The organism is Rhodobacter lacus (assembly GCF_042683065.1).
GTDB classification, from domain to species: domain Bacteria; phylum Pseudomonadota; class Alphaproteobacteria; order Rhodobacterales; family Rhodobacteraceae; genus Rhodobacter; species Rhodobacter lacus.
In genome coordinates, this window is sequence record NZ_JBHUIX010000005.1 from 146,508 (window position 1) to 163,996 (window position 17,489).

At 66.4% G+C, this 17,489-nt stretch carries 16 protein-coding genes; 7 read left to right on the plus strand and 9 right to left on the minus strand.

The window, feature by feature from the left end; all coding sequences use genetic code 11:
* Positions 1–67 precede the first annotated feature (67 nt).
* The 6 genes from ACFSM0_RS05795 to ACFSM0_RS05820 form a co-directional block, all read right to left on the minus strand.
* On the minus strand, positions 68–466 hold the full coding sequence (locus ACFSM0_RS05795; RefSeq protein WP_377388238.1) for a F0F1 ATP synthase subunit epsilon: 399 nt from the start codon (positions 464–466) through the stop codon (positions 68–70).
* 10 nt (positions 467–476) lie between these two features.
* The gene (gene atpD / locus ACFSM0_RS05800) at positions 477–1,895 is read right to left on the minus strand and encodes a F0F1 ATP synthase subunit beta (RefSeq protein ID WP_377388240.1); all 1,419 of its coding nucleotides are present in this window, start codon (positions 1,893–1,895) and stop codon (positions 477–479) included.
* 20 nt (positions 1,896–1,915) lie between these two features.
* Positions 1,916–2,788 (minus strand): F0F1 ATP synthase subunit gamma, encoded by an 873-nt coding sequence (locus ACFSM0_RS05805; protein ID WP_377388242.1) that lies wholly within the window; start codon positions 2,786–2,788, stop codon positions 1,916–1,918.
* A 20-nt stretch (positions 2,789–2,808) separates the two neighbouring features.
* Entirely contained in the window at positions 2,809–4,338 is a 1,530-nt protein-coding gene (atpA, locus tag ACFSM0_RS05810; RefSeq protein ID WP_377388244.1) for a F0F1 ATP synthase subunit alpha, read from the minus strand.
* Entirely contained in the window at positions 4,338–4,904 is a 567-nt protein-coding gene (locus tag ACFSM0_RS05815; protein ID WP_377388921.1) for a F0F1 ATP synthase subunit delta, read from the minus strand. The genes atpA and ACFSM0_RS05815 overlap by 1 nt, the downstream gene beginning before the upstream one ends.
* Positions 4,905–5,219: 315 nt before the next feature.
* The gene (locus ACFSM0_RS05820; protein WP_377388246.1) at positions 5,220–5,978 is read right to left on the minus strand and encodes a class I SAM-dependent methyltransferase; all 759 of its coding nucleotides are present in this window, start codon (positions 5,976–5,978) and stop codon (positions 5,220–5,222) included.
* 60 nt (positions 5,979–6,038) lie between these two features.
* Between ACFSM0_RS05820 and gloB the strand changes: the two genes are divergently transcribed.
* On the plus strand, positions 6,039–6,809 hold the full coding sequence (gene gloB, locus ACFSM0_RS05825; protein ID WP_377388248.1) for a hydroxyacylglutathione hydrolase: 771 nt from the start codon (positions 6,039–6,041) through the stop codon (positions 6,807–6,809).
* Here gloB and ACFSM0_RS05830 read toward each other — a convergent pair whose 3' ends face one another.
* Positions 6,810–8,180 carry a chloride channel protein gene (locus ACFSM0_RS05830; protein ID WP_377388250.1) on the minus strand — a complete coding sequence of 457 codons (1,371 nt, stop codon included), beginning with the start codon at positions 8,178–8,180 and terminating at the stop codon, positions 6,810–6,812. It lies immediately after the preceding gene.
* A 269-nt stretch (positions 8,181–8,449) separates the two neighbouring features.
* Here ACFSM0_RS05830 and clpA point away from each other — a divergent pair, with 269 nt between their 5' ends.
* From clpA to rpsD, 3 genes are all read left to right on the plus strand, one after another.
* Entirely contained in the window at positions 8,450–10,768 is a 2,319-nt protein-coding gene (clpA, locus tag ACFSM0_RS05835) for an ATP-dependent Clp protease ATP-binding subunit ClpA (RefSeq protein ID WP_377388252.1), read from the plus strand.
* Positions 10,769–10,867: 99 nt separating this feature from the next.
* Positions 10,868–11,794, plus strand: coding sequence for a M23 family metallopeptidase (locus ACFSM0_RS05840; protein ID WP_377388254.1), 927 nt, complete (start codon positions 10,868–10,870; stop codon positions 11,792–11,794).
* Positions 11,795–11,987: 193 nt separating this feature from the next.
* A complete protein-coding gene (rpsD, locus tag ACFSM0_RS05845; protein WP_377388256.1) occupies positions 11,988–12,608 on the plus strand; it encodes a 30S ribosomal protein S4 in 621 nt (206 codons plus the stop codon).
* 107 nt (positions 12,609–12,715) lie between these two features.
* On the opposite strand, the gene ACFSM0_RS05850 is transcribed toward rpsD, so the two are convergent.
* A complete protein-coding gene (locus ACFSM0_RS05850) occupies positions 12,716–13,120 on the minus strand; it encodes a hypothetical protein (RefSeq protein WP_377388258.1) in 405 nt (134 codons plus the stop codon).
* Between the two features lie 266 nt (positions 13,121–13,386).
* Between ACFSM0_RS05850 and hisC the strand changes: the two genes are divergently transcribed.
* Genes hisC through ACFSM0_RS05865 form a run of 3 tightly spaced genes read left to right on the plus strand, consistent with a single transcriptional unit; the run spans position 13,387 to position 16,499 of the window.
* On the plus strand, positions 13,387–14,478 hold the full coding sequence (gene hisC / locus ACFSM0_RS05855) for a histidinol-phosphate transaminase (RefSeq protein ID WP_377388260.1): 1,092 nt from the start codon (positions 13,387–13,389) through the stop codon (positions 14,476–14,478).
* 3 nt (positions 14,479–14,481) lie between these two features.
* The gene (locus ACFSM0_RS05860; RefSeq protein WP_377388262.1) at positions 14,482–15,408 is read left to right on the plus strand and encodes a prephenate/arogenate dehydrogenase family protein; all 927 of its coding nucleotides are present in this window, start codon (positions 14,482–14,484) and stop codon (positions 15,406–15,408) included.
* Positions 15,408–16,499 carry an extensin-like domain-containing protein gene (locus ACFSM0_RS05865; RefSeq protein ID WP_377388264.1) on the plus strand — a complete coding sequence of 364 codons (1,092 nt, stop codon included), beginning with the start codon at positions 15,408–15,410 and terminating at the stop codon, positions 16,497–16,499. The genes ACFSM0_RS05860 and ACFSM0_RS05865 overlap by 1 nt, the downstream gene beginning before the upstream one ends.
* Here the strand turns inward: ACFSM0_RS05865 and ACFSM0_RS05870 are convergent.
* A complete protein-coding gene (locus ACFSM0_RS05870) occupies positions 16,496–17,482 on the minus strand; it encodes a DUF2125 domain-containing protein (RefSeq protein ID WP_377388266.1) in 987 nt (328 codons plus the stop codon). The genes ACFSM0_RS05865 and ACFSM0_RS05870 overlap by 4 nt on opposite strands.
* Positions 17,483–17,489 lie beyond the last annotated feature (7 nt).

A 17,489-nucleotide genomic window follows, 5' to 3' on the forward strand; every position in this document is an offset into this window, starting at 1 on the left:
GAGAAAAAAGCCCTAAACAAAAAACCCCGGCAAAGCCGGGGTTCTCTGAGTGTGCAAGGGGCTGCGCTCACAGGTTGATGTGAGTGCCGAGCGCTTCCATATCGGCGAGCATCTTCGCCGCAGCATCCGCCACCGAGGGCGGCGCCGCGTCGAGCACTTTTTTCGCCTCGGCCATCATCTCCGCATGGATCGCGGCGGTCAGTTCCGGCTTGGTCAGACCGCGTTCGGCCAGCACCGTGACTTTCTCGCCCGAGACTTCCGCGAAGCCGCCGGTGACGGCGTATTCAGAAGTGCCCTCGGCGCTGACCACGGTCAGAATGCCCGGCCGCAGCGCCAGGATGACGGGCGCATGGCCCGGCATCGCCGTCAGGTCGCCTTCCACGCCGGGAAGGAGCACCTCGCGGGCCTGAACGGAAGCAAGCTTCCGTTCGGGCGAGACGAGGTCGAACTGCATGGTATCGGCCATCATGCCCCCCTTACGCCGCAGCGGCGAGGCGCTGGGCTTTCGCGATCACGTCGTCAATGCCGCCGACCATGTAGAAGGCCGCTTCCGGCAGGTGGTCGTATTCGCCCGCCACCACAGCCTTGAACGACTTGATGGTGTCTTCGAGCGGAACCTGCACCCCGTCCGAGCCGGTGAACACTTTCGCCACGTCGAACGGCTGGGAGAGGAAGCGCTGGATCTTCCGGGCGCGGGCCACGGTCAGTTTGTCTTCTTCGCTCAGTTCGTCCATGCCGAGGATGGCGATGATGTCTTGCAGCGATTTGTAACGCTGCAGCATGCCCTGCACGTCACGCGCCACTTGGTAGTGCTCTTCACCCACGACTTGCGGGTCGAGGATCCGCGAGGTCGAGTCGAGCGGGTCCACCGCCGGGTAGATGCCGAGTTCCGAGATCGCACGGCTCAACACGGTCGTGGCGTCGAGGTGGGCGAACGAGGTGGCCGGCGCAGGGTCGGTCAGGTCGTCGGCCGGCACGTAGATCGCCTGCACCGAGGTGATCGAGCCCGCTTTGGTCGAGGTGATGCGTTCTTGCAGCGCGCCCATGTCGGTGGCGAGCGTCGGCTGATAGCCCACGGCCGAAGGAATACGGCCGAGAAGCGCCGACACTTCCGAACCCGCTTGGGTGAAGCGGAAGATGTTGTCGACGAAGAACAGCACGTCGGTCCCGGACTGGTCGCGGAACTGCTCGGCCAGCGTCAGGCCGGTCAGCGCGACGCGGGCACGGGCCCCCGGAGGCTCGTTCATCTGACCGTAAACCAGCGCCACCTTCGACTCTTCGAGGTTGTCGAGGTTGATAACGCCCGATTCGATCATCTCGTGGTAAAGGTCGTTGCCTTCACGGGTCCGTTCGCCAACGCCCGCGAACACGGAAAAGCCCGAGTGCACTTTGGCGATGTTGTTGATCAGTTCCATGATGAGCACGGTCTTGCCCACGCCGGCGCCGCCGAAGAGACCGATTTTGCCGCCCTTCGAATAGGGGGCGAGCAGGTCGATCACCTTGATGCCGGTCACGAGGATCTGGCTTTCGGTCGATTGCGCCGCAAAGTCCGGGGCGGGCTGGTGGATCGCCCGGGCCTCGGTTTTCGCCACGTCGCCGCGCTCGTCCACCGGCTCGCCGATGACGTTGAGGATACGGCCGAGCGTCGCGTTGCCCACCGGAACGGTGATCGGCGCGCCGGTGTCGGTCACGACGGCACCGCGCACGAGGCCTTCCGAGGCGTCCATGGCGATCGTGCGCACGGTGTTTTCGCCGAGGTGCTGGGCGACTTCGAGCACGAGGCGCTTGCCGTTGTTGGTGGTTTCAAGGGCGTTCAGAATCGCCGGGAGACCGCCTTCGAACTGAACGTCGACGACGGCGCCGATGACCTGGGTCACTTTGCCTTTGCTTGCCATTGTTTCTATCTCCGGTTCCGTCAGAGCGCCTCGGCGCCCGAGATGATTTCGATAAGCTCTTTGGTGATGGCGGCCTGACGCGAGCGGTTAAACTCGATCGTCAGACGGTCGATCATGTCGCCCGCGTTGCGGGTGGCGTTGTCCATGGCCGTCATCTGGGCGCCGTTGAAGGACGCGTTGTTTTCGAGCAGAGCGGCGAAGATCGCCGTTGCCACGCCGCGCGGCAGGAGCGCCGTGAGGATCTCCTGATCGCCGGGCTCGTAGTCATAGACCGTCGAGGCCCCGGTTTCCGCCGCTTCGATCTGCGCGGGCACGATCTGCTGCGCCGTCGGCGTCTGGCTGATCACGCTCTGGAAGGTCGAGTAGAAGATCGTGGCAACATCGAATTCGCCAGCTTCGAAGCGGGCGAGAATGTCGTCGGCGATCCCCTGCGCGGTGGCGTAGGTGAGCTTCTTCACTTCGCTCAGATCGACATGGCCGATGAAATAGTCGCCCAGGTCGCGGCGCAGCGCGTCGCGGCCCTTTTTGCCGACGGTGAGAATTTTCACCGTCTTGCCTTGGGCGATCAGCTCATGGGCCCGCGTCCGCGCGAGCTTGGCGATGTTGGCGTTGAAGCCGCCGCACAGGCCGCGCTCGCCGGTCATCACGACCAGAAGCTGAACCTGCTCGGAGCCGGTGCCGGCCAGAAGCCGCGGCGCCCCCTCGTTCGAGCCCACCGCAGTGGCAAGGCTCGACAGAACCGCCGACATCTGTTCGGCGTAGGGGCGGGCAGCTTCCGCGCTTTCCTGGGCGCGGCGAAGTTTCGCCGCCGCGACCATCTGCATCGCTTTCGTGATCTTGCGAGTGTTCTTGACACTCACGATCCGGTTTTTGAGGTCCTTAAGGCTGGGCATCTCCCTGTCCTTTCAGGCCGTCACGCGAAAGTCTTGGCGAATTCTTCGATCGCGGACTTCAGCTTGGTTTCGGCATCGCCCTTGATCTTCGGATCCTCGTTGGTGAGCCAGTCGAGGATGTCCTTGCGCGAAGAGCGCAGGTAGGCGAGCAGGCCCTTCTCGAACCGGCCGACTTCTTTCACCGGGATCGCGTCGAGGAAGCCCTTGGTGCCGGCAAAGATCACCGCAACGATTTCCGCGTTGGTCAGCGGCGAATATTGCGGTTGCTTCATCAGCTCGGTCAGGCGGGCGCCGCGGTTGAGCAGCTTTTGCGTGGCGGCGTCGAGGTCCGAGCCGAACTGCGCAAAGGCGGCCATCTCGCGGTATTGGGCGAGTTCCAGTTTCACCGGGCCGGCCACCGATTTCATCGAGTTGGTCTGCGCCGAGGAGCCCACGCGCGACACCGACAGACCGGTGTTCACGGCCGGGCGGATGCCTTGGTAGAAGAGTTCGGTTTCAAGGAAGATCTGACCGTCGGTGATCGAGATCACGTTGGTCGGAATGAAGGCCGACACGTCGCCACCTTGGGTTTCGATGACCGGCAGGGCGGTCAGCGAACCGGCGCCGAAGTCTTCGTTCAGCTTGGCCGAACGCTCGAGCAGGCGCGAGTGGAGGTAGAACACGTCGCCCGGATAGGCTTCACGCCCCGGCGGACGGCGCAGCAGGAGCGACATCTGACGGTAGGCGACGGCTTGCTTGGAGAGGTCATCATAGATGATCAGGCCGTGCATGCCGTTGTCGCGGAAGTATTCCGCCATCGCGGTCGCCGAATAGGGGGCGAGGAACTGCATCGGCGCCGGGTCCGAGGCGGTCGCGGCGACAACGGTGGTGTATTCCATCGCGCCGGCTTCTTCGAGCTTTTTCACCAGCTGCGCCACGGTCGAACGCTTTTGGCCGATCGCAACATAGAAGCAGTGCAGCTTGTTGTTCGGGTTGGCGTCGTTGTAGGACTTCTGGTTCAGGATCGTGTCGAGCGCGATCGCGGTTTTACCGGTTTGACGGTCACCGATGATCAGCTCGCGCTGGCCGCGACCGATCGGGATCATCGCGTCGACCGACTTGAGGCCGGTCGCCATCGGCTCGTGCACCGATTTGCGCGGGATGATGCCCGGGGCTTTCACGTCGGCGATGCGGCGCTCGGCGGCTTCGATCGGGCCCTTGCCGTCGATCGGGTTGCCCAGCGCGTCGACGACGCGGCCAAGCAGGCCCTTGCCGGCAGGAACGTCCACGATGGCGTTGGTGCGCTTGACGGTGTCGCCTTCCTTGATGTCGCGGTCGGAACCGAAGATAACGATACCGACGTTATCGACTTCGAGGTTGAGCGCCATCCCGCGGATGCCACCGGGGAATTCGACCATCTCGCCCGCCTGGACGTTGTCGAGCCCGTAGACGCGCGCGATACCGTCGCCCACCGAGAGCACGCGGCCCACTTCGGCGACTTGGGCATCCTGCCCGAAGTTCTTGATCTGCTCCTTGAGGATCGCAGAGATTTCAGCAGCCTGGATGCCCATTATCCAACCTCTTTCATGGCGTTCTGGAGGGAAGCGAGTTTGGCTTTGACCGTGGAGTCGATCATGCGCGAACCCAGCTTGACGATCATGCCACCGATGAGGCTCTCATCGACGGCGACGTTCAGTTTGACGGTCTTGCCCGTCTTCTTGGCGAGTGCAGCAGCCAGTTTCTCGGTCTGCGCATCGCTCAGCGCGGTGGCGGAGGTGACATCGGCGGTCATCTCGCCCTTGGCCTCGGCAATCGCCTCGGCCAGGCCCTTGAGCAGTTGCGGCAGCGCGAACAGGCGGCGCTTCGAAGCCATCAGCTTGAGCCCGTTGGCGAGCGGCGCCGAGAGCCCCATCTTCGTCGCAAGCGCGGCGATCGCGGCTTCCTGGTCGGCGCGGCTGTAGATCGGCGAGCCGATCAATTCGCGCAGCTCGGGCGAGCCGTTCACCGCGGCACGCAGCGCGTCGACATCCGCCGAAAGCGCATCGAGCCCGCCGGCATCCTTCGCAAGGTCGAAAATGGCCGTGGCATAGCGCCCGGCAATGGCTGCAGAAATCGAAGCTGGTTCGGACACGTCCACCCTTCCGATGCTTTGCCTCCGCACCCCGATCGACACCGCCGCGATCGGGGCAGAGGCCCCCCTGGAACGCGCAAGTCTCCCATGCACGCGCCGCATTCGGGGCTGCTAGTAACAGAGCAATGTGACCCTCGCAACCATCTTGGCATACGGAATGTGAATGTCCGGGGCACATTTCAGGCCAAGCCCACGATGTTAGCGCTGAGCCTTGCCGCCGCTTTCAGCACAGCGCGCAACCTCTGGCGGCGATAGGGGAAAATCGCGCGGCCAACAGCACAAGCTGCGCGGCAGCGATTCTCTTTCCGCACCGCAGCGTGATCACACCCGGCCCGCGACGGGCTTTGGTGTGCCTTCGAGGATCGAAAGCGGTTTGCGCACCGCCGCGCCCAGCCCCGAGCGGCGCGGCACATGCACCTGCTTGGAGACCTCGAGGATCAGCACCCCCGCCGCAAGCACCCCCGCCGCGCGCGTGCCCACCCGCTCCCACATCTCCGCCGAGCGCAGCCAGAACCGGCGCTGCGAGGGCGGGATGTACAGCGCCGCCGCCTGCCGCTCCGGCACAAAGCCCGCGCGGCGCGCCTGCGCATCAAGCTGGCCGGGCGTGTAGGGTCGGCCAAAGCCAAAGGGCGTTGTTTCCCGCGGCGCCCAGAGCCCGGCGCGGTTGGGCACGATGAACAGCGCCCGCCCTCCGGGGCCGAGCACGCGCCAGCATTCTTCCAAAAGCGCATCGGGGTGGTCGGAGACCTCAAGGCCATGAAGCACGATCAGCCGGTCGACCCGGCCCGTCTCAAGCGGCCAGCGGGTCTCGTCGCACAGCACCGAGACATTGGGCTCGCCCGCGGGCCATGGCATCACGCCCTGCGGCGCCGGCATCAGCCCGATCACGCGGCGCGCCACCCCCAGATAGGGCCGCAACAGCGGCACCGCAAAGCCAAAGCCCGCCACGGTCAGCCCGGTCATCTCGCCCCCGGTCGCGGGCCAGAGCGCCTCCACCCGGTCGCGCACCGATTTTTGCGCCGTGCGGCCCAGCTGGGTGCGATAATAAAATTCGCGCAGGTCGAGCACGTCGAGATGCATTGCAGTTCCGCCTTCCTTCGGCATAGCTTGGTCAGGATAGTGCAAGAAGTTCAAAACGCCATGACCCTCGAACTGCTCACCATTCCCTGTCTGACCGACAATTATGCCTATCTGTGGCATGACACGGCCACCGATACCACCGTTGCCGTCGACGTTCCGGAGGCCGCGCCGCTGATGCGGGTGCTTGCCGAACGCGACTGGCAGCTTCATCACATCCTGCTCACCCATCACCACAACGACCATATCGCGGGGGCCGAGGCCCTGGCGCAGGCGACGGGCGCAAAGGTGGCGGGCGCGGCGGCGGATGCTGCCCGGCTCCCCCCGCTCGATCATCCGCTTGCGCCCGGCGAGGTGCTGCCGGTCGGCGTGGAGGAGGTGCAGGTGCTCGCCGCCGATGGCCACACACTCGGCCATATCGCCTATTATCTGCCCGGCGCCGGGCTCCTCTTTTCAGGCGACAGCCTGATGAGCTGGGGCTGTGGGCGGCTCTTTGAGGGCACGCCCGCGCAGATGCACGACACACTCACCCGCCTCGCGGCGCTGCCCGCCGAAACGCTGGTCTGCTCGGGCCACGAATATACGCTCGCCAACGGTCGCTTTGCGCTGAGCCTCGAACCCGATGCCCCGGCGCTGAAGGCCCGCATGGCGGCGGCAGAGGCGGCACGGCAAGAGGGCCGGCCCACCCTCCCGGTGCCGCTCTCGCTTGAGCTTGCGACAAACCCGTTCCTGCGCGGCAGCGATCCGGGCCTGCGCGCGGCGCTTGGGCTTGGAGAGGGCGCGCGTGCGCTCGATGTGTTCACCGAAGCGCGCGCCCGCAAGGACCGGTTCTGATCACGCGGAAGGCGGCGCCTCTTCCCGCGGTTTGGGCGGTTGCGCCGCCGCGCGGCGCGCGCGCAGCGCATCGGCGATGAAAAGCCGCGAGAGCGCGTGGTAAAGCGGCTCGGGCTGGATGATGCGCGAGGTGCCATAGCCGAGCATCGCCGCCGCCATGATCGCGATCACGTCGTCATGGTTGCCGGTCATCTCGAAGATGATCACGAAGGCGGTCATCGGCGCTTGTGTCACGCCCGCAAAATACCCCGCCATGCCGAGGATCGCCGCAAGACCGATCGAGGAGCCGAGAAGCGCGCCAAGCGCCGCACCAAGCCCCGCACCGACCGAGAGCGAGGGCGCGAAGAGCCCGCCCGGAATACCGGAGACGGTGGCGGCAAGGGTGGTCACGAACTTGCCGATGAAGAAGCTGATCGAAAGCGTTTCGCCCTCCACTGCGGCGCGCGCCTGCGCGTAGCCGGTGCCAAACACCTCGCCGCCGCAGGCCAGACCGACAAGCGCGGTAACAAGCCCCGCCGTGCCCGCGATGATCATCGCGCGCCGACGCGGGCCCATCCCCTTGAAGCGCCGGATCCGCCGTGTGGTCGAGATCACGAGCCGCGAGAACAGCGCCCCGAAGACCCCGCCCCCCAGCCCGCACACCAGCACCAGCGGCAGGTCGGCGGGCAGATGCGCGACTTCCTTGGAGATCCCGTAATAGGTGTAGGAGCCGAGGATGCCGAGCGACGAGAGGCCCGCGATGATCACGGTCGAGAGCACCAGCCCGTTGGTGCGCGCCTGATAGGCCCGGCTCATCTCTTCGATCGCAAAGACGATCCCGGCCAGCGGCGTGTTGAACGCGGCGGCGATCCCGGCGGCCGAGCCCGCGAGGATCAGCCCGCGCCGATGCGCAAGATTGCCGATCCGCGCCGCCTGCGCCATGATCGAGGCGCCGACCTGCACCGTTGGCCCCTCGCGCCCGATCGAGGCGCCACAGGCCAGCCCGAAAACGGTGAGGAAGATCTTGCCAAAGATGATGCGCAGGGTCAAAAGCCCGCCGCGCCGCGGGTCGTCGCGCAGATGGCGCGCGGCAATCGCCTGCGGAATGCCCGAACCCTGCGCCCCCGGAAACCAGAGGTTCACGATCAGCGCACTCAGCGCAAAGCCAAGCGGGGCGACGGCAAGCACCAGCCAGCCCCCGGCGCCCGGCAGCACATAGCGCGCAAAGAACTCCTGCGCATAGTCGGCGGCAATCGCGAAACCCGCGCCAATCGCCCCGATCGCCAGCGCGCCGAGCCAGAACACCAGCCGCGTTTTCCACAAACGCCGCGAATTCACCATTGCGCGCGACCGCCGCCACATCGCGGAGCGCGAGATCCTCATAGTCCGCATGTCTTGCCTCCGGGGATGCCCCCTCTTGGACCGCTCGCCCGAGCGATGCAACCCGCGCGCCCCTTCTTTTGTGGCATTTGGCCCACAGCCGGGCGCCCCCGCCCCGATGCTGGCGCGGCTTTGAACGTCCGCCGGGCAAAGCGTTCACTTTTGAGGCACGATCAGCTTGTGTGACGAAATTTCGACATCGGGGCTTGAAGCGGAGCGAAATCCACCGAACTTTAACCTTGTGACGCCAGGATCTGATTACCCCATGAAAGGAGCGCCGGATGCCCTCGTTCTCGACCACGCTCGAACAAGCAATTCACGCGGCCTTGGCCCTTGCCAATACGCGCAAACACGAACTGGCGACGCTTGAACACCTGCTTCTGGCGCTGCTCGACGAACCGGATGCCAGCCGTGTGATGCGGGCTTGTGGCGTGGATCTGGAGGAACTCCGCCAGACCCTGACCGAATTCATCGACGACGATCTCTCGACGCTGATCACCGAGGTGGAAGGCTCCGAAGCCGTTCCCACCGCCGCCTTCCAGCGGGTGATCCAGCGCGCCGCGATCCATGTGCAAAGCTCGGGCCGCACCGAGGTGACGGGGGCGAATGTGCTCGTCGCGATCTTTGCCGAGCGCGAGAGCAACGCCGCCTTCTTCCTGCAAGAGCAGGACATGACCCGCTATGACGCGGTGAACTTCATCGCCCATGGCGTGGCAAAAGACCCGGAATTTGGCGAGGCCCGTCCGGTTGTCGGCGCCGAGGAAGAGACGAAATCCGAGGCCGCGCAGCCCGGCGAGGCAAAGGAATCCGCGCTTGGCAAATACTGCGTGAACCTGAACCAGAAATCGCAAAAAGGCGATATCGACCCGCTGATCGGGCGCGCCGAAGAGGTCGAGCGCTGCATTCAGGTGCTGTGCCGCCGCCGCAAGAACAACCCGCTTCTGGTGGGCGATCCGGGCGTGGGCAAAACCGCCATCGCCGAGGGCCTCGCGCTCAAGATCACCCGCGGCGAGACGCCGGAAATTCTGGCCCATGCCACGATCTACTCGCTCGACATGGGCGCGCTTCTGGCGGGCACCCGCTACCGCGGTGACTTTGAAGAGCGGCTGAAAGCGGTCGTGAAAGAGCTCGAAGATCATCCCGACGCGATCCTCTTCATCGACGAGATCCACACCGTGATCGGTGCCGGGGCCACCTCGGGCGGCGCGATGGATGCCTCCAACCTGCTCAAGCCCGCGCTGCAGGGCGGCAAGCTGCGCTGCATGGGCTCGACCACCTACAAGGAATTCCGTCAGCACTTCGAAAAGGACCGCGCGCTCTCGCGCCGGTTCCAGAAGATCGACGTGAACGAGCCCTCTGTGCCCGACAGCATCAAGATCCTGATGGGGCTCAAACCCTATTTCGAAGAGCACCACGAGGTGCGCTACACCAATGACGCGATCAAGGCGGCGGTCGAGCTTTCGGCGCGCTACATCCATGACCGCAAGCTTCCCGACAAGGCGATCGACGTGATCGACGAGGCGGGCGCGGCCCAGCACCTTCTGCCCGAGAGCAAGAAGCGCAAGACCCTCGGCGCGAAAGAGATCGAGGCCGTGGTGGCAAAGATCGCCCGCATTCCCCCGAAAAACGTCTCCAAAGACGATGCTCAGGTGCTGCGCGATCTGGAGAAAACGCTCAAGCGCGTGGTGTTTGGTCAGGACAAGGCGATCGAGGCGCTCGCTTCGGCGATCAAGCTCTCCCGCGCCGGTCTGCGCGAGCCCGAAAAGCCGATTGGCAACTACCTCTTTGCCGGCCCCACCGGCGTCGGCAAGACCGAGGTGGCCAACCAGCTTGCGAACACGCTCGGCGTGGAGCTGCTGCGCTTCGACATGTCGGAATACATGGAGAAACACGCGGTCTCCCGCCTCATCGGCGCGCCTCCGGGCTATGTCGGCTTTGATCAGGGCGGGCTTCTGACCGATGGCGTTGACCAGCATCCGCATTGCGTGCTGCTGCTTGACGAGATCGAGAAGGCGCACCCCGATGTGTTCAACATCCTGCTGCAGGTGATGGACCACGGCAAGCTGACCGACCACAATGGCCGTCAGGTGGATTTCCGCAATGTGATCCTGATCATGACCTCGAACGCCGGGGCCTCCGACATGGCGAAAGCCGCGATCGGCTTTGGCCGTGAGCGCCGCGAGGGCGAGGATACCGCCGCCATCGAGCGCACCTTCACGCCGGAGTTCCGCAACCGCCTCGATGCGGTGGTGAGCTTCGCGCCGCTGCCGCGGGAGGTCATCTTGCAGGTGGTCGACAAGTTCGTGCTTCAGCTCGAAGCCCAGCTCATCGACCGCAACGTGCATATCGAGCTGACCCCCGAGGCCGCGGGCTGGCTCGCCGAGAAGGGCTACGACGACAAGATGGGCGCCCGCCCGCTGGGCCGCGTGATCCAGGAGCACATCAAAAAGCCGCTCGCCGAGGAACTGCTGTTCGGCCGGTTGATGAAAGGCGGCGTGGTGCGGGTGACGGTGAAGGACGACGCGATCGCCCTCGAAGTCGAAGAGCCCGGCAAGCCGCGCCTCTCGGGCACCAAGCCGCGGCTCCTGCCCGCCGGCTGAGCGATGCGGCTCCGGGCCCCCGGGGGCCCTGCCCCCAAGAGCTTCTTCCTCCCTCGCCCTGCTTTGCCGGGGCGGGGTTTTTTTGCTTTGGCTCTCAGCATGCTCCTGCCCGGCGCGGGGGCGGCGCTCACGCTCGATCTGCCCGTCGCCTGCACGCTCGGCGAGAGCTGCTACATCCAGCATTACCTCGACCGAGACCCGGGGCCGGGCATCGTCGATTACGGCTGCGGCTCAGCCACCTATGCGGGCCATGACGGCACCGATTTCGCGCTCCCCACGCGCGCGGCAATGGCCACAGGCGTGGCGGTCCTCGCCGCGGCACCGGGCCGGGTGCGCGCGGTGCGCGATGGTGAGGCGGATGGCGCGCTGCTCTCGGGCGAGAGCGTCGCGGGCAAGGAATGTGGCAATGGCGTGGTGATCGACCATGCCGAGGGCTATCAGACCCAGTATTGCCACCTCAAACGCGGCTCGGTCGCGGTGAAACCGGGAGAGCAGATCGCAGCCGGGGCCCGGCTCGGGCTGATCGGCCTTTCTGGCGCGGCAGAATTTCCCCATCTTCATCTGACCGTGCGCAAGGATGGCCACGAGATCGACCCGTTCCATCCCGGCGCGGCGCCCAGCTGCGACACCGCTCCCGCAGACGGGCTCTGGCGCGCGCCCCTGCCCTATGTTGGCGGCGGGCTGTTGCAGGCGGGCCTGGCGGCTGCGCCGCCAGATTTTGACGCGGTGAAAGCGGGCCTCGCCGCCCCCGCGACCCTTCCGGCCAACGCCCCGCTTCTTCTTTGGGCCTATGGCTATGAGAGCCGCGCAGGCGATCTGCTCACGCTGCGCATCACCGGCCCCGGCGGTTTCGTCTTCGACCATCAGACCCGTCTGGAAAAACCACAAGCGCTGTTTTATCGCTATGGCGGCAAGCGCGCCCCCGCAGGCGGGCTTGCGCCCGGGCCTTATAGCGCGGAGGTCGTGCTCACCCGGGAAGGGCGCGAAATCGGGCGCCGCCAGCTTGGCGTCGAGATTTCCCGCTGAACGCGGGATTTTCCGCATCGCTCCGTTGACTCCCGGGCGCGGGCCTGTATAAGCCGCCCATCCCGGTGGCCAAGGCTGCCGGGCCTTTCATTGGTGTTGGTGGACCCCGCAAGGGGAAACCTGTCGCCCGAAGCCTCGCGGATGGGGCAGAGGGAAAGGACAACGCCCTTCGTAACACAGAAGGAGATCAGCGATGACCAAACGCACCGCTGCCAAGTACAAAATCGACCGCCGCATGGGCGAGAACATCTGGGGCCGCTCGAAATCGCCGCTCAACAAGCGCGATTACGGTCCGGGCCAGCACGGCCAGCGCCGCAAGGCCAAGCTGTCGGACTTCGGGACCCAGCTCCGCGCCAAGCAAAAGCTCAAGGGCTACTACGGCGATCTGACCGAAAAACAATTCCGCCGCATCTACGCCGAAGCCGAGCGTGTGAAGGGCGACACCGGTGAAAACCTGATCGGCCTGCTCGAGCGCCGCCTCGACGCGGTGATCTACCGTGCCAAATTCGTGCCGACCGTCTTCGCCGCGCGTCAATTCGTGAACCACGGCCACGTCACCGTGAACGGCAAGCGCGTCAACATCGCCTCCTACCGCGTGAAGGAAGGCGACGTGATCGCGGTGCGCGATCGCTCCAAGCAACTCGCGCTCGTGCTCGAAGCCGTGCAATCGGGCGAGCGTGACGTGCCCGACTATCTCGAAGTCGACCACAACAAGATGACCGCGACCTTCGTGCGCACCCCGGCGCTGGGCGACGTGCCCTACCCGGTGCAAATGGAACCGAACCTCGTGGTCGAATTCTACGCGAAGAACTGATCGGTTCTTCGCCGCCAAACCGAAAGGGCCGCCCGATGGGCGGCCCTTTTCCTTTGGGATCGCTTTTTTGGGGGGGCAAAAAGACGCCGGCCCCGGCCTCTGAGGGCTCACTTTTTTGCGGCGCGTTCGGCCAGAGCGCGTTGCACCATCATCACCGGATCGCGGTCGATGTAGAGGATGCGCTCAAACAGGCTGCCGCCATACAAAATCCGGCGGTAGCTGCCCGCCCCCAGATCGCCCAGATACTGCACCGCCTCGCTTTCGGTCCCGATCCGCGGGTGTAGCCGCTCTTGCGAGATCTGTGCGATCTTCTCGACCGAACGGCGCAGCGCGCGCTCGGTCGAGCCGGTCCAGCGCCCGTCGGTATTGCCCAGAAACAGATCGGCCCGGCGCAGCTCGCGTTGCACGGCGATCCGGTCGGCTTCGCTCAGGCTTCGATAACTTGCGGCCAGCGCATCGGCACAGGCGACGCCGGGCATCGCGGCACCAAGGCAGAACAGGGCAGCGCTCAAGAACGCCGGGCGAAGAGAAGGCATGAAGGGCATGGCAAACCTTTGGTCTTGAGACTGGCGGCGCCAACGCCCGACAAACGAAGCCCGGTGCCACTTCCTTCCTCGCGCAATCGGGTGCATTTTTCGTAAAAATCACCCACATTATCGCGCGCAGAAAGCGGGCAAGCGCGCCACGGTTTTGCGCCCCGTCGGCGTGGGTTCCAAACAAGGCTTCCAAAGCGCGAACTTGCCCGCTATTGAGGCGGCACGTACGAGGAAAGGCTGCCATGACCGACCCTATCCGCCCGCAACCCGGCATTCTCGACATCGCGCTTTACGAAGGCGGTGCTGCGCATGTGGCCGGAGTGAGCGATGCGATCAAGCTCAGCTCCAACGAGAACCCGCACGGGCCCTCCGACAAGGCGAAAGAAGCGTTTCAGCGCTGCATGCACAAGCTGCACCGCTACCCTTCGACCGATCATGCCGGGCTGCGTCAGGCCATTGCCGAGGTGCACGGGCTCGATGCGGGCCGCGTGATCTGTGGTGTCGGCTCGGATGAGCTGATCCGCATGCTCACCAATGCCTATGCCGGCCCCAAGGACGAGGTGCTCCACACCGAGCACGGCTTCTTGATGTATTCGATTGCGGCGAAGGGCGCGGGGGCGACCCCGGTTTCGGTGCCCGAGCGCGAACGCACGATTGATGTCGATGCGATCCTGAAAGCCTGCACCAAGAAGACAAGGCTTGTCTTCATCGCCAACCCGAACAACCCGACCGGCACGATGGTGGGGCTGGCCGAGCTTGAGCGGCTGGCCATGGGCATGCCGAAACAGGCGATTTTGGTGATCGACAGCGCCTATGCCGAATATGTCGACGGCTATGACGGCGGCGCCGAACTGGCGCACCGGCTGCCCAATGTGGTGATGACGCGGACGTTTTCGAAAATTTACGGTCTGGGCGGGCTGCGCATCGGCTGGGCCTACGGGCCGCAGGCGATCATTGACGTGCTCAACCGCATTCGCGACCCGTTCAACCTCTCGACCGCGCAGCTTGAAACCGCCGAGGCGGCGGTGCGTGATCAGGACTGGATCACCCATTGCCGGGGCGAGAACACGCGGCTGCGCCACTGGCTCTCCGAAGCGCTCGCCGAGCGTGGCGTGCCCAACGATACCTCGATGGCGAATTTCGTGCTCGCCCGGTTCGGCTCCGAGGCCGAGGCCGTGGCCTGCGATGAATTCCTGAAAAAAGACGGGCTGATCGTACGCCGCGTGGCAGGTTACGGTCTGCCGCATTGCCTGCGCATCACGGTGGGAGACGAGCCCTCCTGCCGCCGCGTGGCGCATCTGATCGGCGTGTTCAAGGCTGGCGGCACGGTCTGAGCCATGAAACACTATGACCGGGTCGCGCTGATCGGGCTGGGGCTCATTGCCTCCTCGATGGCGCATGCGATCCGCCAGGGCGGGCTTGCGGGCGAGATCATCGGCCATGCGCGCTCGGCGGAGACGCGCGCGACCGCGCTTGAGATCGGCCTTGTCGATCGGGTCTATGAGACCGCCGCCGAGGCCGTTGCAGGCGCCGATCTGGTGGTGCTTTGCGTGCCGGTGGGTGCGATGGCGGCGATTGCCGCGGAAATCGCCCCCCATCTCGCGCCCGGCGCGACCGTCACCGATGTCGGCTCGGTCAAGCAGGCCGTGGTCGAGGCGGTGGCGCCGCATATGCCCGAAAATGTCACGTTCATCCCCGGCCACCCGCTCGCGGGCACCGAGCATTCGGGGCCGCGTTCGGGTTTTGCCACGCTTTTTGTCAACCGCTGGTGGCTGATCACGCCGCTTGAGGGCAATGACCCGGCCGCCGTCGCGCGGCTCAAGGGCTTCCTCGCGGCGATGGGCGCCAATGTCGACGAGATGGAGGTGACACGGCACGACCTTGTGCTCTCTGTCGTCTCGCACACCCCCCACCTCATCGCCTATACGATGGTGGGCGTGGCCGACCATCTGCGCCGCGTCACCCATGACGAGGTGATCAAGTATTCCGCCTCGGGGTTTCGTGATTTTACCCGCATCGCGGCCTCGGACCCGACGATGTGGCGCGACGTGTTCCTGACCAACAAGGATGCCACGCTCGACATCCTCGGCCGGTTCACCGAGGAACTCTTCATGCTGCAGCGCGCGATCCGAATGGGCGACGGCGAGATGCTGTTTGACTATTTCACCAAGACCCGGGCGATCCGGCGCAGCATCATCGAGGCCGGGCAGGATACCGCCGCCCCCGATTTCGGTCGCGCCCCGCCGCCTGCCGAGCGCAAGTGATGCGCCGGGCCGCCGCGCTTGCGCTGGTGCTGGGCCTCGCGCTCGCTCCGGCGCTGGCGGGCGCCCGCATCCTCGAGACCTCGCCCCGCCCCCGTCCCCATCCTGCCCCCGCTGCGGCCGTGCCGCCAGAGGCCGTGCCGCCAGAGGCCACGGTCGAGCCGCCCGCCCCGCGCCCGGGCGCCGCGGCGGCGGGCGCGTCGCTCTTTCCGCGCGCCCCGGCCGCGGCGGAACCGCCGCCCGAGGCGCCCGCCCTTGCGCCCTCGCCCCCTGACCCGATCGCAACACCCGGCCCTGATGCGGCCCCGCTCTCCCGCTCGCCCCGGCCCGCGCCGCGCCCCGGGGCCTTGGCGCCCGCTGCGCCCCCAAGCGCCCCCCCGAGCGCATCCGAAGACGCGGTGACGGCCGCGCCGGCACCTCCTGCGGCCATGCCCGGAAGCCTGTTCCGCCCCGGCCTGCAAACTGCGCCGCGGCCACTGCCGCGGCCCGCGGCCCCTGCGGCGCCCGGCGCCATCGCGCCCGTCGTGCCACGCGCTGCCGCGCCCGACCCGGCGCCGCCCCCCGTGGCGCCACAGCGCGGCGCGCTGTGCGGCACGCGCGGCATCGAAGGCGCCCCGATCGCGGCGATTGCGGGCCAGATTCAGGGCTGCGGGCTCAGCGAGGGCGTCAGGGTCACGGCGATCTCGGGCATCCCCTTCTCCGAGCCGCTCACGATCGACTGCGCCACGGCCCAAGCGATGAAAACATGGATTGATCGCGGCATCGTGCCCGCCGTTGGCCGCAAGGGCGGCGGCATCGCGCGGATCGAGGTGCTGGCCAGCTACACCTGCCGCCCGCGCAACAATCAGCGCGGTGCAAAAATCTCCGAACACGGGCGGGGCCGCGCCGTCGATTTTGGCGGCGTGACGCTGCGCAACGGCACGGTGATCGACGTGCTCACCGGCTGGAACCGCGAGCCGCGGATCTTGCGCGCGATCCATGCCGCAGCCTGCGGGCCCTTCGGTACCGTGCTCGGGCCAAAGTCGGACCGGTTCCACCTCAACCACATCCATGTTGACACCGCGCGGTATCGCTCCGGCAACTACTGCCGCTAAAGCCCCAGCCGCGGCGCCGGGCCAAGCGGCAGCCCGGCAAAATAGGTCATCCCGTTCTGGAACGAGAGCGGCAGATGCACGCGCCCGTCAGCACTTTGGCGCGCAAGCCCCTGCCCCAGCGCCGAGAGCATCGGCATTTTGTCGGCGGGCACGACCCCCGCGCCCCTGGCAAGCGTGAGCCAGGCGTCCCAATCGGAAACGGCGAGCGTCACCGAGCCTTCCGGCCAGCCTTCGGGGCTGATCGCAAACGCTCCGGTGACCGCCAGCGCATGCCCGCCCCAGACCAGTTCGGCGGCATCGATCTCAACACCGGTGAGCCGCGGCGGGCGGTGTTGCAAAAGCCCAAACGGCGCGGCGAAGGTCAGCTTCGCGTCAAGCGACAGTGTTTCGATCTGGTCGGGGAAGCGCGCCTGTGGCGCGAATGCCGCAACAAGCCGCGGCGGCAAGGTCACATCGCGCGCCCGCGCCCGCAGAAGATACCCCCCCGCAGAGTCGGCGCTTTCAAGGGCAAACGTCAGATCTTGCAGTGCGAGCGACGGGGTTTGCGATGCGTCATGAGCCAGGCGGATCGCCTGCAGATCCGCCCCGAGGGCGCGCAGCGGCAGATCCGCCCCGAAACCGAGCCGCATCGCGCCCTGCGCCTGAGCGCCGGTGAGCGTGAAGCTTTGCCCGCCGAGCGTGAGCTTTTGCGGCAGTGCCAGATCGGCGCGCCAGGACCAGGGCGCCCAGAGCGGCGCCGCAACCTTGGCCGCGGGGATCTGCCAGTCGATCCCGCGGGCCGGATCGCGCAGCGCAACCCCTTGCAGATCCACACCGATCCGCGCCGGAAAGCCCACGGCCCGCGCCGCTTCGAGCCCGCCTTGCCCGCGCGCCGAAAGCGCCGCAAAACCCGCCACGGCCCCCCGCTCCAGCGCCAGGCCCGCGCCCCAGCTTGCTGCGCCCAGCGCCGCCACAAAAAGCCCTGCCCCGATCCAGCCCCGCATCGCGCCC

Excerpts from the sequence above, each read along its gene's own strand:
- ACFSM0_RS05865 (WP_377388264.1), top strand. The coding sequence starts at position 15,408 with ATGCGCCGGGCCGCCGCGCTTGCGCTGGTGCTGGGCCTCGCGCTCGCT.
- ACFSM0_RS05870 (WP_377388266.1), bottom strand. The coding sequence starts at position 17,482 with ATGCGGGGCTGGATCGGGGCAGGGCTTTTTGTGGCGGCGCTGGGCGCA.
- atpD (WP_377388240.1), bottom strand. The coding sequence starts at position 1,895 with ATGGCAAGCAAAGGCAAAGTGACCCAGGTCATCGGCGCCGTCGTCGAC.
- rpsD (WP_377388256.1), top strand. The coding sequence starts at position 11,988 with ATGACCAAACGCACCGCTGCCAAGTACAAAATCGACCGCCGCATGGGC.
- ACFSM0_RS05795 (WP_377388238.1), bottom strand. The coding sequence starts at position 466 with ATGGCCGATACCATGCAGTTCGACCTCGTCTCGCCCGAACGGAAGCTT.
- gloB (WP_377388248.1), top strand. The coding sequence starts at position 6,039 with ATGACCCTCGAACTGCTCACCATTCCCTGTCTGACCGACAATTATGCC.
- clpA (WP_377388252.1), top strand. The coding sequence starts at position 8,450 with ATGCCCTCGTTCTCGACCACGCTCGAACAAGCAATTCACGCGGCCTTG.
- ACFSM0_RS05830 (WP_377388250.1), bottom strand. The coding sequence starts at position 8,180 with ATGCGGACTATGAGGATCTCGCGCTCCGCGATGTGGCGGCGGTCGCGC.
- atpA (WP_377388244.1), bottom strand. The coding sequence starts at position 4,338 with ATGGGCATCCAGGCTGCTGAAATCTCTGCGATCCTCAAGGAGCAGATC.
- ACFSM0_RS05840 (WP_377388254.1), top strand. The coding sequence starts at position 10,868 with ATGCTCCTGCCCGGCGCGGGGGCGGCGCTCACGCTCGATCTGCCCGTC.
- ACFSM0_RS05860 (WP_377388262.1), top strand. The coding sequence starts at position 14,482 with ATGAAACACTATGACCGGGTCGCGCTGATCGGGCTGGGGCTCATTGCC.
- ACFSM0_RS05805 (WP_377388242.1), bottom strand. The coding sequence starts at position 2,788 with ATGCCCAGCCTTAAGGACCTCAAAAACCGGATCGTGAGTGTCAAGAAC.
- ACFSM0_RS05820 (WP_377388246.1), bottom strand. The coding sequence starts at position 5,978 with ATGCATCTCGACGTGCTCGACCTGCGCGAATTTTATTATCGCACCCAG.
- hisC (WP_377388260.1), top strand. The coding sequence starts at position 13,387 with ATGACCGACCCTATCCGCCCGCAACCCGGCATTCTCGACATCGCGCTT.